Source organism: Pseudomonas sp. NY11955 (assembly GCF_048068035.1).
GTDB lineage: Bacteria > Pseudomonadota > Gammaproteobacteria > Pseudomonadales > Pseudomonadaceae > Aquipseudomonas.
The window spans coordinates 193,852-209,555 of record NZ_JBLUPS010000004.1; the positions used below are offsets into that span (position 1 = coordinate 193,852).

A 15,704-nucleotide genomic window follows, 5' to 3' on the forward strand; every position below is an offset into this window, starting at 1 on the left:
CAGCATCGAGCAGCGCGGGTGATAATATTGGTTCTTGTTAACGCCGGCATGAAGGCCGGCTACCTCACATCAAGGAAGTTTTCGTGCTCAGACCGTTGTCTCCGGCCATCCTGGCCACCGCAGTCATCACCTTGGCAGGTTGCCAGACCCCGCCAGCCTCAGAAGCGGACCAGCAGGCGCGCAAGGCATTTGTCAGCGACATGCAACAAGTACTGAAGCTGGGCATCGCCACAGCAGATACAGGCAAGCAGGTCGGTGTGGTGATGCTGGATGTCAAACTCGACCAGCACTCCGCGCCCATCAGTTGCAAAGCCAACAAGGCACCGATGAAGTACGAAACGGTGTTGCCAGCCGACCTGGTCCGCTCGGACTTCAAGGCGTTGGCCAGCATGGTCGAGGCGCAATGCTGGAAGACCATCTACCCCGTGGTGCCCAAGTCGCTGCGCGAAAAGGACGGCACAGTGGAAGTACGTGCTCCCCTGTTCGTGGACCTGCCCGCTTACGCCCAGGCACCGGATACGCCACGGCGTCAGGCCAATGCACAACGTGAGTTCTTCTGGCGCCAGTTGCTGCGCGACCAGCCGGTCAACAGCATTGGCAGGGCTTCGCTGTACTACGAGGCGAACGCGCAGGGCAAGGTCCAAGGTTGCCTGGTACAGATCTATCCCCACCCGAACCGGCCGGATGACTTTCGTCTCGATGGCAAGCTGCAGGCCGAACTCAACAGCCGCTGCATGGCGCTGGACCTGAGCCAGCTACCGGGCTTCACCGCCGATGAGCACGGCCAGGCCAAGGGTTACAGCGAATTGGAGTACGCCCCCTGGAAGGTCGGCCGGCTGTAAGCTGCGGCACCGGTTGAATCAGGTATCCCGAGGTCGCCCTCGACAAAGCGCACGCCTGCGCTCGGCGATCTACTGGCAAGCACAACAATGATGGCGCGGCTCGACCGCGCTACGTTCATCATGGCTGCCAATGGATTCGGAGAGCACCCGCATGTCCGCACCTCACGAGGTATCCCCCGCCACCCTGCGCAGGGTGATCGCCGCTTCGGCCATCGGCAACTTCGTCGAATGGTTCGACTTCGCCGTCTATGGCTTTCTCGCCACCCTGATCGCCAGCCAGTTCTTCGCCAGCGAAGACGCCAGCGTGGCCTTGCTCAAGACCTTTGCGGTGTTTGCCGTGGCCTTCGCCCTGCGCCCGTTGGGCGGCATCGTCTTCGGCGCCCTGGGCGACCGCCTGGGTCGCAAGCGCATCCTGTCGCTGACCATCCTGTTGATGGCCGGCTCCACCACCCTGATCGGCCTGCTGCCGACCTACGCCAGCATTGGCCTGGCGGCGCCCGTGCTGCTCACCCTGGCGCGCTGCCTGCAGGGTTTTTCTGCCGGCGGCGAGTATGCCGGGGCCTGCGCCTACCTGATGGAGCACGCGCCCAACGACAAGCGCGCCTTCTACGGCAGCTTTGTACCGGTATCGACCTTTTCCGCCTTCGCCTGCGCGGCGGTGATCGCTTATGGCCTGGAAGCCAGCCTGTCGCCCGAGGCGATGAACGCCTGGGGCTGGCGCATTCCGTTCCTGATTGCCGCGCCGCTGGGGTTGGTCGGCCTGTACCTGCGCTGGCGCATGGAAGAAACCCCGGCATTTCGCGAAGCCGTCGCCCAAGGCAAGGCGCACGAACACTCACCGCTCAAGGAAACCCTGCGCCACCATGGCCGGGCGATTCGCAACCTCGGGGCGTTCATTTCGCTGACGGCGCTGTCGTTCTACATGTTCACCACCTACTTCGCCACCTACCTGCAGCTGGTCGGCAATCTCACCCGCGCCCAATCGCTGCTGGTAACCACCGTGGCCCTGCTGTTCGCCGCCGTCGGCTGCCCGCTGGCCGGGGCATTCTCGGACCGCGTGGGCCGGCGCAAGACCATCGGTTTTACTTGCCTGTGGGTGATGCTGTGCGTGTTCCCGGCGTACTGGCTGGCCAGCTCTGGCTCGATGTCGGGTGCCCTGCTGGGGGTGATCCTGTTGGCGGTGGGGGCCTTGTGCAGTGGCGTGGTCACGGCGGCGTTGCTGTCAGAAAGCTTCCCCACCCGCACCCGCTACACCGCTTCGGCGATTACCTACAACGTGGCCTACACGCTGTTTGGTGGCACCGCGCCGCTGGTGGCTACCTGGCTGATCGGGCAGACCGGCAGCAGCTTGGCACCCGCGTTTTACCTGGTGGTGATTGCGCTGGTGGCGTTGCTGGGCGGGTTGGCGTTGCCGGAAACTTCGCGGATTTCGTTGCATGATGAGGTGGACGTGGACCGCGTGCAGCCTGGAACTCGGCATAGCGTTTGAGCATTTGGGGCTGCTTTGCAGCCCATCGCAGGCAAGCCAGCTCCTACAGGGATCGCATCATGCCTGAGACATGCGTTGTACCTGTAGGCGCTGGCTTGCCTGCGATGGGCCGCAAAGCGGCCCCAGGGTCTCAGCCCTCCTGCTGCTCTTCCCGCCGATACGCCCACTGATACAACGCAGGCAGAACCAGCAACGTCAGCGCAGTAGAAGACAGAATTCCGCCAATCACCACCGTTGCCAGCGGCCGCTGCACCTCTGCCCCGGTCCCCGTAGCCAGGGCCATCGGAATGAACCCCAGCGAGGCCACCAGCGCCGTCATCAGTACCGGCCGCAAGCGGGTCAGCGCACCCTCTTCCACCGCCGCCCGCAGCGTGCGCCCTTCCTCGCGCAGCCCTCGGATAAAGGCAATCATCACCAGCCCGTTGAGCACCGCCACCCCCGACAGGGCAATGAACCCCACCCCGGCAGAGATGGACAACGGAATATCCCGCAGCCACAGCGCCAGCACCCCGCCGGTCAAGGCGAAGGGAATACCGGTGAACACCAGCAGGCCATCCCTGAGGTTGTTGAACATCATCAGCAACAGCGCCATGACCAGCAGCAAGGCCACCGGCACCACCACCTGCAGGCGCTCGGCCGCCGACTGCAGCTGCTCGAACTGCCCACCCCAGCGCGTCCAGTACCCCGGCGGTATCTGCACCTGGTCAATCAGGGTTTGCTCGGCCTCCTCCACGAACGAGCCCAGATCGCGCCCTCGCACGTTGGCACTGACCACCACCACACGCTTGCCATCCTCGCGGCTGACCTGGTTCGGGCCCAGTTGCAGGTTCAGCGTGGCAACCTGCGACAGTGGAATGAAGCCAATTTGCCCAGCCCCCGCAGCGGCACTGGCCGGTACCGGAATCAACAGGCTGGCCAGCCCGTCGACATCGGTGCGCAAGGTTTCCGACAGGCGTACCACCATGTCGAAGCGGCGGTCGCCCTCATACAGAGTACCGGCCGTGCGACCACCCACGGCAATGGCGATGGCATCCTGCACATCCCCCACATTCAGGCCATGGCGGGCGGCCTTGTCACGGTCGATGTCGATGGTCAGCACCGGCAGGCCGGTGGTCTGCTCGACCTTCACCTCCGACGCCCCCGGTACCCCCTGCAGGCTGCTGGCAATCTGCGCGGCAGTGCGGTTGAGCACCTCCATGTCATCACCGAACAGCTTCACCGCCACATCGCTGCGCACCCCGGAAATCAGCTCGTTGAAGCGCAGTTGAATCGGCTGCGACAGCTCGTAGTTGCTGCCTGGCACACTGGCAGCGGCGCGTTGTACCTCGGCAATCAGTTCATCCCGTGGCTTGCCCGGGTCTACCCATTGCTCGCGCGGGCGCAGCATCACGTAGGCATCGGAGATGTTCGGCGGCATCGGGTCGGAGGCGATCTCGGCAGTACCGGTGCGGGCGAACACCCGCTCCACCTCGGGCACCTGGGCGATGATCGCCTGCTCCAGGCGCTGTTGCATGTCCAACGACTGTGACAGGCTGGTGCCCGGCACACGCAGGGCCTGCAGGGCGAAGTCGCCCTCGCTCAGGCTAGGGATGAATTCGCTGCCCATGCGGCTGGCCATCACCCCGGACAACAGCACCAGGGCGGCGGCAGCGGCAAACGCCAACTTGCGCCGGCCCAGCACCCAGGCCAGCACCGGGGCATAGCGTTGACGCGCCGTACGCATCACCAGGCCTTCCTCTTCCTTGACCTTGCCGGTGACGAACAGGGCAATGGCTGCCGGTACGAAAGTCACCGAGAGGATCATCGCACCCAGCAAGGCCATGACCACGGTAAAGGCCATGGGGTGGAACATCTTGCCCTCGACCCCGGTCAAGGCAAAGATCGGCAGGTACACCACCATGATGATCAGCTGGCCATAGATCAGCGGCCGGCGTGCTTCGCGGGCCGCGGCAAATACCTCATGGAAACGCTCGGCGCGGGTCAACATGCGGCCGTGGCGCTGCTGCGCATGGGCCAGGCGGCGGATGGCGTTTTCCACGATCACCACCGCACCGTCGACGATGATGCCGAAGTCTAGGGCCCCCAGGCTCATCAGGTTGGCACTGACCTTGTTGCTGAACATGCCAGTGAAGGTGAACAGCATCGACAGCGGGATGACCATGGCGGTGATCAGCGCGGCGCGGATGTTGCCAAGGAACAGGAACAGCACGGCAATCACCAGAATCGCGCCTTCGATCAGGTTCTTCTTCACCGTGGCAATGGCTTTTTCCACCAGGTTGGTGCGGTCGTACACCGTCACCGCGACCACGCCCTTGGGCAGGTTGCGGTTGATCTCGACCAATTTGGCCGCGACCGCCTGCGACACCGTGCGGCTGTTCTCGCCAATCAGCATGAACACGGTGCCCAGCACCACTTCCCGGCCGTTTTCAGTGGCAGCGCCCGAGCGCAACTCTTCTCCCAGACCAACCTGGGCAACATGACTGACGCGGATCGGTGTGCCATCGACGCTGGATATGACGATGTTGGCGATGTCTTCGGCCGAGGCCACCTGGCCCGGCGCGCGAATCAGCAACTGCTCACCGTTGCGCTCGATATAGCCAGCGCCAACGTTGGCATTGTTGCGTTCCAGCGCTGCGATCAGGTCGTTGAGGGTGAGCTTGTAAGCTGCCAGGCGCTTGGGCTCTGGCGCAATCAAGTACTGTTTGGCATGGCCGCCAATGCTGTTGACCTCGGCCACCCCCGGCACATTGCGCAGCTGCGGCTTGATGATCCAGTCCTGAATCACCCGCAGGTCGGTTGGGGTGTAGGGTGTGCCGTCTTCCTTGAGTGCACCCTCCTCGGCCTCCACCGTCCACAGGAAGATCTCCCCCAGCCCGGTGGAAATCGGCCCCATGCCCGCCTCGATGCCGTCGGGCAATTGCTCGCGGGCCACCTGCAGGCGCTCGTTGACCAGTTGGCGGGCGAAGAAGATATCGGTGCCATCATCGAAAATGACCGTGACTTGCGACAGGCCCGAGCGCGACAGCGAGCGGGTCTGCTTGAGCCCAGGCAGGCCGGCCATGGCGGTTTCGATGGCAAAGGTGATGCGCTGCTCGGTCTCCAGCGGCGAATAGCCGGGAGCCGCGGTGTTGACCTGCACCTGGACGTTGGTGATGTCCGGTACAGCGTCGATCGGCAGTTTCTGGTAACTGTGGATACCCACCGCGGCCATCAGGACCACGGCCAGCATCACCACCAGGCGCTGCTCGATGGCGAATTGAATCAGGCGTTCGAACATGCAGGTGTCCCCGTGATCAATGGCTGTGCTCGGCCGAGCCCTTGCCCAGCTCCGACTTGAGGACAAAGCTGCCAGCGGCCGCCACCTGGGTACCCGCGGCCAGGCCGCTGAGGATTTCCACCTGGCCGGCATCGCGACGGCCGGTGGTCACCGGACGCGCCTCGAAGCCTTCCTCGGTACGGGCAAACACCACGGTCTGCTCTTCCCAGGTTTGCAGGGCGCTTTCCGGCACCGCCACGGCGGCATTGAAGCGTTCGACACTGACGGCAACATTGACGAACAGCCCAGGGCGCCAGGCGCCGTTGGGGTTGGCCAGGGTGGCACGCACGGTGGCGGCGCGGTTTTGCTCGCCGAGCAGGCTGCCGACGTAGTTGACCTTGCCCTCGACCTGGGCGCCCAGATCCGGCGCACTGACCGTGACATCGCGGCCGGTCACCACTTTGCCGAGGTCACGCGGGGCTACGGCGAAGGTGGCCCACACCCGGCTCAGGTCGGACAGGGTGAAGGCGTTGCTGGTCTCGTCGACCACTTCGCCCACGGTCAGGTGTTTTTCCACCACAACCGCATCGAACGGTGCGCGCAACTCATAACGGTTGCCGGCACCGGCCGGGCCCACGGCGGCGACCTTCTGCCGGGCGTTGGCCAAGGCGATCTCGGCCTCCTGCAGCGCCTGGCGCGCCTGCAGGTAATCCTGCTCGGCGCTGATGCGCTCCTGCCACAGTTGCTGTTCACGCTGGAAGGTCAGCCGCGCCAGCTCCAAGCGGCGCTGGGCGGCCTGTTGCTCGCTGCGCAGGTCGGAGATCTGCTGGCTGGCGATCACCGCCAGTACCTGGCCGCGCTTGACTGCCTGGCCCAGCTCGGCTTGCACCGCCTCGACCACACCCGGCACGCGGGGTACGACGTGGGCGGTACGGTCCTCGTCAAAGCGGATTTCACCCGGGAAGCTGATGGCGGCGCCCAACTCACGGGGGCCAGCGGCGGCCAGTTGCACGCCGGCCGCTTCGATCTGGGCGATGGACAGGTGCAACTGCCCCTCTTCCCCATGCCCCTCTTCTGCATGGCCTTCGGCGGCCTGCTCGGCAGCATGGCCGTGGCTGTCTTCGCCGTGGTCGTCGTGTCGGGCTTCAGCCTTCGATGCCTGGCCGAGGTTGCCGGTCCAGGCCAGGCCGCCAAGGCCAAGTGCGGCCACGGCGGCGGCCAGAAGGGCTAACTTGCGTGGGTTAGTCATTGTTGCTCCTGCTATTCGGTGTGTTGCTCAGGCCATCGAGGTCGCCGTAGATCCGCTCGACTTGGGCGCGCGCGTCGGTCGCCGAGGCCAGCGCCTCGAGGTACAGCCCACGGGCCTCGATCAGCGTGCGCTGGGCGTCGAGTACATCGAGAAAGGCGAACTTGCCCATTTCAAAACCACGGGTGGCGGTGTCCACGGCCTGCTGCGCGGCGGGCAGAATGGTGCGGTCATAGGCGTCCACTTCCTGCATCGCCGTAGCCCACTGGCCGACGGCGCTGCGGGTTTCACTGCGCAGGCGCAGCTCCACGGCGTTGCGCAGGTCACGCGCCTGGTCGGCACGGCGCGCAGCGGCCAGTACATTGCCCTGGTTGCGGTCGAACAACGGCAACGGCATGGACAGGCCGACCACGTTCACCCGCTCACGGTCTTCACGGCTGTACTGGCTGCCAAGGCTGACGGTGAGGTTGGGGATACGCTGGGCCTTTTCCGACCCCAGCGATGCATCACCGCGCTCGACCTGAGCAGCGGCCAGGCGCCATTCGACGGTTTGTTCGACCTTGTCGAGCAAGGTGTCGGCGCTGGGCGCAACACCAGGTGACAGGTTGGCGGCCTGCAATTGGTCAAAGCCTGCCAGCGGGCTGCCGGTCAAGCGCGCCAGCGCCTGGTAGGCCACGCTGCGCTGGGTTTGCGCACGGCGCACTTCAGCCTGGGCCTGGGCCAGTTGCACCTGGGCACGGGTGGCCTCCACCGGCGACGACTGGCCTGCCGTGACCCGCCCTTGTACAACCCGCAGCCCGCGCTCGGTCAGCGCCTGCGACTGCTGCGCCAGCTCCAGCGCGGTCTGCGCACGCAAGGCAGCGTGAAAGGCCTGCACCACATCGGCCCGCAGGCCGTTGCGCTGACGCTCCAGGTCGAGTTGGGCGATGGCCTGGCCGGCACCGGCCACGGCGATACGTGCGCCGCGCTTACCGCCCAACTCCAGCGGTTGGCTGAGGGTGACGGTGGTGGTGCTGGTGTCGCGGCGGGTGTCCTCGACCTCCCAGGACAGCTCAGGGTTGGGAATCAAGCCGGCCTGGCGCCGCTCGCCGTCGGCGATGCCGATTTCGCGGCCAGCGGCAGCCAGCTCCGGGTTTCGGGCAAAGGCGGCGGCAAGCGCCTGGGGCAGGCTCAAGCTCTGGCCGGCCTGGGCGCTGGTGGCGCCGGCCAGCAACAGGCAGAGCAAGGCGATCTTGCGGGGGATGGGCACGAAACAGGTCCTCGTCGACGCGTGTAGGCGAGGGACTGTAGAAAGCCGTGCTTATCGGGGTGGTGTCGGGAAAATTACAATTTTGTAATCAGAGCCGTGCCCGCCTGCTCCGGCCCTTTCGCGGGCACGCCCGCTCCCACGGAGGTATCACCAGCCCTGGGGGCACCGCTGTACCTGTGGGAGCGGGCGGGCCCGCGAAAGGGCCGGTACAGACCACATCAAGTTCGATAATCGCCCACTTTCCCAATGTGACGATCGAGTCCAATTGACGGAACTAACCAGTCAGTACAAAACTAAGCGCATCCAACAACAACAAAGTGATGCCCGTCATGAAGCCCCTTATTCTTGTGCTCAACGGCCCCAACCTGAACATGCTGGGCACCCGCGAGCCTACCCAATACGGCCACGAAACCCTCGCTGACCTGGCGCAAGGGTGTGCCGACACTGCCCATGCCCACGGCCTGGAAATCGAGTTCCGCCAAACCAACCACGAAGGCGAACTGATCGACTGGATCCACGCCGCCCGTGGCCGCTGTGCCGGTATCGTGATCAACCCCGGCGCTTGGACCCACACCTCGGTGGCCATCCGCGACGCCCTGGTGGCCAGCGAACTGCCGGTCATCGAGGTGCACCTGTCCAACGTGCACAAACGCGAGCCGTTCCGTCACCTGTCGTTTGTCTCGTCCATCGCTGTCGGTGTCATCTGCGGCCTGGGCAGCCATGGCTACCGCATGGCCCTGAGCCACTTCGCCGACCTGTTCCAGGAGCGCACGGCATGAGCCAGCAAGCCATCCTCGCCGGCCTGATCGGCCGCGGCATCCAGCTGTCGCGCACCCCAGCCCTGCACGAACACGAAGGCGATGCCCAGGCCTTGCGCTACCTGTACCGGTTGATCGACGCCGACCAGCTGCAGCTGGACGACAGCGCCCTGCCCGGCCTGCTCGATGCCGCACAGCGCACCGGTTTCACCGGCCTCAACATCACCTACCCGTTCAAGCAGGCGATCCTGCCCTTGCTCGACGAACTGTCCGACGAAGCCCGCGGCATAGGTGCGGTGAACACCGTGGTGCTCAAAGACGGCAAGCGGGTCGGCCACAACACCGACTGCCTGGGTTTTGCCGAAGGCTTGCGCCGTGGCCTGCCCGACGTGGCGCGACGCCAGGTGGTGCAGATGGGTGCCGGTGGCGCTGGCGCGGCCGTGGCCCACGCCCTGCTGGGTGAAGGGGTCGAGCGCCTGGTGCTGTTCGAAGTGGATGCCGCCCGTGCGCAAGCGCTGGTGGACAACCTGAACGCTCACTTCGGCGCCGGTCGCGCGGTGCTCGGCACGGACCTGGCCACGGCATTGGCCGAGGCTGACGGGCTGGTCAACACCACCCCGGTGGGCATGGCCAAGCTGCCGGGCACACCACTGCCGGTCGCGTTGCTGCATGCGCGCCTGTGGGTGGCGGAGATCATCTACTTCCCCCTGGAGACCGAGCTGCTGCGCGCGGCCCGGGCACTGGGCTGCCGCACCCTGGACGGCAGCAACATGGCAGTGTTCCAGGCGGTGAAGGCGTTCGAGCTGTTCAGCGGGCGGCAGGCGGATGCGGCACGGATGCAGGCGCACTTTGCCAGCTTCAGCTGACGAGTAGCAGCGGGCTTGCTAGCGATAAGACCGGAACTGACCTTCTATGCTTGCAGTCAGTCCCTTTATGCGCACGCCCATGAAGACCTACATCGCCCTCGCTATCCTGGCCTTGATCGCCGCCGCCGCCCTGCTTGGCTCGCCATGGATGAACCAGCGCTTCCACATGCCAGCAGAAAAACCCCAGGCCCAACAACGCGAAACGGCCGGGTCCCCAAGGGAGCCGGCCGTTTCAACGCACCTGTGACGCTTAGTGTTGCTTGCTGCCAGAGCGGATCTGGTGCACCACACCCATCGCCACCACGATCGCCGCAGCGATGCCGGTGGAGATGACCAGGATCTGGTAGTCAGGCATGAAGGCCATGGTGACCAGGGCCGCGACGATGAACGCGATCACCAGGTAGGTCAGCCATGGGAACAGCCACATCTTCAGGCGTACTTCCTTGCCCTCGGCAATCAGCTTGCGGCGCATGCGCAGCTGCGAGAAGGCGATGACCAGGTACACCAGCAGGGCAATCATGCCGGTGGTGTTCATCAGGGTTTCCAGCACGTCTTTCGGGCGCAGGGTCTCGCTGAAGTTGATCAGCGCGCACACCACGGCCACGGCGCACGAACCCATGATCGCGTACACCGGTACACCGGTGCCGGCGCGGGTGATCTTGAAGAACGACGGCGCGTCGCCACGCTGGGCCAGGGAGAACAGCATGCGCGATGCGGTGTAGTGGCCGGAGATCAGGCAGCTGCTCACCGAGGTCAGCACCACGAAGTTCATCAGCAGCTCGGCATACGGCACGCCCAGCAGTTCCAGGGTACGGCGGTAGGCACCATAGCCGGAGACGCCCAGGTGCGGGTCGTTCCACGGTACCAGGCAGACGATCAGGAAGATCGAGCCGACGTAGAACAGGCACACACGCCACACCACCGAGTTGGTCGCCTTGACGATCTGCGCGGCCGGGTCCTTGGCTTCGGAAGCGGCAATGGTGACGATTTCGGCGCCGAGGAAGGCGAACATCACCCCAAGCAAGGCACCGATCACCGTGGTGATGCCATTGGGCATGAAGCCTTCAGCGGTAAGGTGGCTCATGCCACGCACTTCACCGAACTGCCAGACGTTCATCACCGCGGCGGTACACACGATCAGGAAGCAGACGATCGCAATCACCTTGATCAAGGCGAACCAGAACTCGAACTCACCGTAATGCTTGACGTTGAAGAAGTTGACGGTGATCAGCAACAGGGTCGTGGCCAGCACGAACACGTTGACACTGACGTCGGGGAAGAAGCCATGCAGGATCTTGCCCGCCACATAGGCTTCCCAGGCCATGAGGATGACCCAGTACCACCAGTACAGCCAGCCGATGGTGAAACCGGCCCAGCGGCCAATGGCGCGGTCGGCGTAGGTGGAGAACGAGCCGGTGTCTGGCGAGGAAGTCGCCATTTCACCCAGCATGCGCATGATCAGCACCACCAGGATGCCGCCTGCCAGGTAGGCCAGGACAGCGGCTGGGCCGGCGCTGTGGATCACGCTGCCGGAACCGACGAACAAGGCGCCGCCAATAACCCCGGCGATCGACATCATCGTCAGGTGGCGCGACTTCAGCGAGGCACTGAGCTTGCTCTCGTGCCCGCTTTTCGCGGTGGTGGTTGTGGATGTTGCGTCCATCAGTTGTGTACCCCGTGCTTCTTTTTATCCAAGGAAAACTGTGAAACCCCGATGGCTGGCGATTTCACCTGTACATCAGTGCTAATGCGGGCAGGATGGTGTGAACAAACACACGCAGGCCCTCCATGGCGGCCTGCTGACGCGCCCCAGGGCGACTGCCTGGGGCGAACTGAACATGCTTTATGTGGCGATATCCGACACCTAATGTAAAAATGTCCGACGCAGAGAGCCATGCACAGTGGCATGAATCTCGCACTGCACTGTACAGGTCGCCCATGCAGTACACCCTGCAAACGCCAGGCGATACGCACCCTGAAGGCCCCGAATGTTCGAATTACATCCAGACTCCTCAACCCCGCTGGTCAACCAGATCATCGACGGGCTGCGCGAGCTGATCGACAACCAGACGCTCAAGCCAGGCGCCAAGGTCCCGTCGATCCGCGCCTTTGCCGCAAGCTATTCGGTGAGCACCTTCACCGTGGTCGAGGCCTACGACCGGCTGGTCGCCCAAGGCCTGCTGGTGAGCCGTGGCAATGCGGGGTTCTTCGTCAACCGTGCGGCGGGCGAACTGCTGGAGCAGCACAATGCCGAGGCCGACACCAGTCGACCAATGTTCAACTCGGAGTGGTACCTGCAGCAGATCTTCGAAATCCGCCAGTTGCCCTACAAACCGGGATGCGGCTGGCTGCCCAACGACTGGATGTATGAAGACGGCCTGCGCCGTGGCTTGCGCCAGGTGGCCGGCAGCCCACTGGAGCTGTCGGGCTATGGCGACCCCATGGGCCTGATGGAGCTGCGCGCCTTGACCGCGCAGAACTTGCAACAGGAGCTGTCGATCGTTACCAACCCAGCGCAACTGATGCTCACCCACGGCGCCAGCCAGGCCCTGGACCTGGCTGCACGCACGCTTGTACGTCCTGGCGACGTGGTGCTGGTGGACGACCCCGGCTACCCCAACCTGATGAGCATCCTGCGTACCCAGGGCGCTACCCTGGTCGGTGTGCCGCGCACGCCGGCCGGCTACGACCTGAACCAGCTGGAACAATTGCTCACCCACCACCGCCCGACGGCGTTCTTCACCCAACCGCACCTGCACAGCCCGACCTGCTCGCGCACCCCGTTGCCGCAGCTGCATCGCCTGTTGCAGCTGGCCAGCCAGCATGGTTTCCGCCTTGTGGAGAACAACCTGTACGCCGACATGGTCGCCGAGCCGCAACCGTGCCTGGCCAGCCTCGACCACCTGCAGCAGGTGGTGTACGTGGGCAGCTACTCGAAGAGCATCTCGCCCAACGTGCGGGTCGGCTACATGCTGGCCAACCCCGAACTGATGCAGAAGCTGCTGCACCTGAAAATGCGCTCGGGCCTGACCACTTCGCAGGTGATGGAGCGGGTGGTGTATGCAGCGATCATCGACGGCCGCTGGCGCAAGCACCTCAAACGCCTGCGCCAGCGCCTGGCCGAAGCCCATCAGGAAGTTGGCCGGCATCTGCATCGATTGGGCTTTGAACTGTTCACCGAATCGGATGAAGGCATGTACATCTGGACCCGCCATCCGGCGATTCCGGACAGCGCGGCGTTGCTGGATGACGCGCTGGAGAAAGGCATCATGCTCGGGCCTGGGCAGTTGTTCATGGTCGATGCCAAGGCCACCGGGTGGATGCGGTTCAATGTGGCGTTCAGTACCGATCCGGCGATGTGGGAGTTGCTGGAAAAGGTGTTGGTGAAGCATGTGCGGCGGGGTGCACTTTAACGGTTGTGGTGGGCGGGTGTGTTCGCCGCAAGGTGTTCTGCGCCTGTAAGATCGAGCGCCGCCCGCGCGGCGCATCGCGAGCTACGCTCGCTCCTACGTTTGTTTCGGGCCAATTAATCCTGGGGCAGAGGCGCGCGTCCCCCTTGGCGTTCACCTCGAAATCGTGTCGTACAAACAAGGCGGTCGCGCGCGCCGGTACAGGCGATACTGGCCCGAAACAAACGTAGGAGCGAGCGTAGCTCGCGATGCGCCGCGCGGGCGGCGCTCGATCTCACAGGCGCTGAAAATGTTGTGGCATAGCTATCGCCAATCCGCCTTATCAGCAAAGAACGCCTGCGCATTGTCCTCCAGGCTTTCCAGGTGATACCCCCCTTCCTGCACAATCAGACACGGCAACCGCAACGCCCGAATCCGTTCACCCAACGCAGCAAACCCTTCAGTCGTCACCGCCACCTTGCTTTGCGGGTCCAGCTCGTAGATATCGAACCCCAAAGACAGCACCAGCACCTCAGCACCAAAGTCCTTCACCGCAGCCAGCGCAACGTCCAACTGCCCCATGAAATCAGCCTCACTGGCCCCATGCGCCATCGGCAAGTTCAGGTTGTACCCCTCCCCTTCACCACTGCCCCGCTCGTCCGCAAATCCGGCCACGCCTGGGTAGAAGTTGGTCGGGTCACCATGCACCGACACATACAACACATCACGGCGATCGTAGAAAATTTCCTGAATCCCCTGCCCATGGTGCATATCGGTATCGAGAACCGCCACGCGGCTGTAACGACTGCGCAAAGCCTGGGCAGCTACAGCCGCGTTGTTGATGTAGCAGAACCCACCCGCCGCATCGAAGCGCGCATGGTGCCCCGGTGGCCGGCACAGCGCATAGGCAGCCGGTTCGCCGTCGAGGATGGCCTTGGCCCCGGCCACCGCGCTTTGCGCCGACCAATAGGCCGAATGCCAGGTGCTTTCGCCTACAGGGCAACTGCCATCCGCCAGGTAGCGCCCGGCCTGGGCGAGGATGCCGCGCAAGGCATTGGGCTCACGCACGAAGATGTTGGACATGACCTCATCGCCCCAGTCCTCGGGCACCTCCTTCCAGCGTGCGTGGGCCTCTTCGAGGAAGGCCAGATAGGCCTCGCCGTGCACAGCCTTGAGCGGCTCAAGGCCGGCATCGTCAGGCTGGCGAATGTCGAAGCCGAGCCCCTTGGCCGCCTGCAACAGGCGCTGGGCGCGCTCGGGGACTTCCTGCGGGGTGCGCATGGCGCCGCGCGAATAGTAACTGCGTGGGTGGTGTAGCAGTTGTTCGGGGTGGAAGTAGCAACGCATCAGACTTCTCCTTGTTCGTCACGGCCCGCACGGGCCAGCACGGCGTTCAGCAGGACATCGGCCCCTTGGCGGGCATCCTCGGGCAGTACATCTTCGGCTTCGTTGTGGCTCAGGCCGCCGACACAGGGGATGAACACCATGGCCGTCGGGCAGTAGCGGGCCAGCAGGATGGCATCGTGACCAGCACCGCTGACGATCGATTGCTGGGCATAGCCAAGGCCATCCACAGCCTGCTGCACGGCAGCCACGCAGTCGGCGTCGAACGGGGTGGCTGGGCTGACCCAGTGCCGTGCGATACGCACCTGCAGACCGCGCTGGCTGGCAATCGCTTGCAGCTTCAAGGTCAAGTCGCGCTCCATTGTCTCGATGGCTTCGTCGCGGTGGTGGCGCAAGTCGACCGTGAACTGCAACAGGCCCGGGATGGTATTGCGCGAAGACTTGGCGATGGACAGCTCGCCAACAGTGGTCAAGCCTTCGGGCGCGAAGTCCGTTGCCAGTTGCTCAACGGCCTGGATCATCCGCGCAGCGCCATACAAGGCATCCTTGCGCAGCGGCATCGGCGTGGTACCGGCGTGCGCCGCCATGCCTTCGACGGTGACGTCCAGCCAGCGGATGGCCTGGCCACCGCTGACCACGCCGATGGCCTTGGCGTTGTCTTCAAGAATCGGGCCTTGCTCGATGTGCGCTTCGAAATACGCATCCACCTGGCCACCCAGTGCACGTTGGCCGGCGTAACCTGTGCGCTGCAGTTCGTCAGCCACGCTGACGCCATCGGCATCGCGGATGGCCAGCGCCTCGGCCAGCGCGAGGCTACCGGTGAACACCGCCGAGCCGAACATGGCCGGGGTGAAGCGCGCGCCCTCCTCGTTGGTCCACACGGCGATTTCCAGTGGCTTGCGCGTCTGGATGTTCAGGTCGTTGAGGCGGCGCACCACTTCAAGCCCGGCCAGCACGCCATAGACACCATCGAAACGACCGCCTTCGGGCTGGGTGTCGAGGTGGCTGCCAATCATCACCGGTGCGGCATCCGGGTCACTGCCTGAGCGGCGGGCGAACAGGTTGCCAATGGCATCCACCGTCAGCGTCAGGCCAGCTTCACGGCACCAGTGGCTGAACAGTTCACGGCCAGCCTTGTCCTCGTCGCTGAGCGCCAGGCGGCAGCTGCCGCCACGAGCGGTGGCGCCGATTTCGGCCATGGCCATCAGGCTCGCCCACAGGCGTTCGCCATTGCTTTTCAACATGTGCGGGTACTCCAGAATGAA

The 15,704-nt window shown here is 64.4% G+C and carries 12 protein-coding genes; 6 read left to right on the plus strand and 6 right to left on the minus strand.

The window, feature by feature from the left end; translation table 11 throughout:
- Window positions 1-83: 83 nt before the first annotated feature.
- On the plus strand, window positions 84-842 hold the full coding sequence (locus ACNFBR_RS09495; protein WP_416734679.1) for a hypothetical protein: 759 nt from the start codon (window positions 84-86) through the stop codon (window positions 840-842).
- A gap of 151 nt (window positions 843-993) precedes the next feature.
- Entirely contained in the window at window positions 994-2,331 is a 1,338-nt protein-coding gene (locus ACNFBR_RS09500; protein WP_416734680.1) for an MFS transporter, read from the plus strand.
- Between the two features lie 130 nt (window positions 2,332-2,461).
- Here the strand turns inward: ACNFBR_RS09500 and ACNFBR_RS09505 are convergent, their stop codons facing one another.
- The 3 genes from ACNFBR_RS09505 to ACNFBR_RS09515 are packed head-to-tail and all read right to left on the minus strand — an operon-like array spanning window position 2,462 to window position 8,082.
- Window positions 2,462-5,608 carry an efflux RND transporter permease subunit gene (locus ACNFBR_RS09505; RefSeq protein ID WP_416734681.1) on the minus strand — a complete coding sequence of 1,049 codons (3,147 nt, stop codon included), beginning with the start codon at window positions 5,606-5,608 and terminating at the stop codon, window positions 2,462-2,464.
- A gap of 16 nt (window positions 5,609-5,624) precedes the next feature.
- A complete protein-coding gene (locus ACNFBR_RS09510; RefSeq protein WP_416734682.1) occupies window positions 5,625-6,836 on the minus strand; it encodes an efflux RND transporter periplasmic adaptor subunit in 1,212 nt (403 codons plus the stop codon).
- Window positions 6,829-8,082, minus strand: a complete 1,254-nt coding sequence (locus ACNFBR_RS09515) for a TolC family protein (protein ID WP_416734683.1) — start codon at window positions 8,080-8,082, stop codon at window positions 6,829-6,831. The genes ACNFBR_RS09510 and ACNFBR_RS09515 overlap by 8 nt, the downstream gene beginning before the upstream one ends.
- A 329-nt stretch (window positions 8,083-8,411) precedes the next feature.
- Here ACNFBR_RS09515 and aroQ point away from each other — a divergent pair, with 329 nt between their 5' ends.
- The 3 genes from aroQ (at window position 8,412) to ACNFBR_RS09530 (ending at window position 9,953) form a co-directional block, all read left to right on the plus strand.
- On the plus strand, window positions 8,412-8,861 hold the full coding sequence (gene aroQ, locus ACNFBR_RS09520; RefSeq protein WP_416734684.1) for a type II 3-dehydroquinate dehydratase: 450 nt from the start codon (window positions 8,412-8,414) through the stop codon (window positions 8,859-8,861).
- Window positions 8,858-9,706, plus strand: a complete 849-nt coding sequence (locus ACNFBR_RS09525; RefSeq protein WP_416734685.1) for a shikimate dehydrogenase — start codon at window positions 8,858-8,860, stop codon at window positions 9,704-9,706. The genes aroQ and ACNFBR_RS09525 overlap by 4 nt, the downstream gene beginning before the upstream one ends.
- 67 nt (window positions 9,707-9,773) lie before the next feature.
- A complete protein-coding gene (locus ACNFBR_RS09530) occupies window positions 9,774-9,953 on the plus strand; it encodes a hypothetical protein (protein ID WP_416734926.1) in 180 nt (59 codons plus the stop codon).
- A 3-nt stretch (window positions 9,954-9,956) separates the two neighbouring features.
- Here the strand turns inward: ACNFBR_RS09530 and ACNFBR_RS09535 are convergent, their stop codons facing one another.
- Window positions 9,957-11,369, minus strand: a complete 1,413-nt coding sequence (locus ACNFBR_RS09535) for an amino acid permease (RefSeq protein ID WP_416734686.1) — start codon at window positions 11,367-11,369, stop codon at window positions 9,957-9,959.
- Window positions 11,370-11,694: 325 nt separating this feature from the next.
- On the opposite strand from ACNFBR_RS09535, the gene ACNFBR_RS09540 reads away from it, so the two are divergent.
- The gene (locus ACNFBR_RS09540) at window positions 11,695-13,119 is read left to right on the plus strand and encodes a PLP-dependent aminotransferase family protein (protein ID WP_416734687.1); all 1,425 of its coding nucleotides are present in this window, start codon (window positions 11,695-11,697) and stop codon (window positions 13,117-13,119) included.
- 300 nt (window positions 13,120-13,419) lie between these two features.
- Here ACNFBR_RS09540 and ACNFBR_RS09545 read toward each other — a convergent pair whose 3' ends face one another.
- The gene (locus ACNFBR_RS09545) at window positions 13,420-14,442 is read right to left on the minus strand and encodes a histone deacetylase family protein (protein ID WP_416734688.1); all 1,023 of its coding nucleotides are present in this window, start codon (window positions 14,440-14,442) and stop codon (window positions 13,420-13,422) included.
- Complete coding sequence (locus ACNFBR_RS09550) at window positions 14,442-15,683, minus strand: Zn-dependent hydrolase (RefSeq protein WP_416734689.1); 1,242 nt, start codon at window positions 15,681-15,683, stop codon at window positions 14,442-14,444. Before ACNFBR_RS09550 ends, ACNFBR_RS09545 begins: the two co-directional genes overlap by 1 nt.
- Window positions 15,684-15,704: the final 21 nt, after the last annotated feature.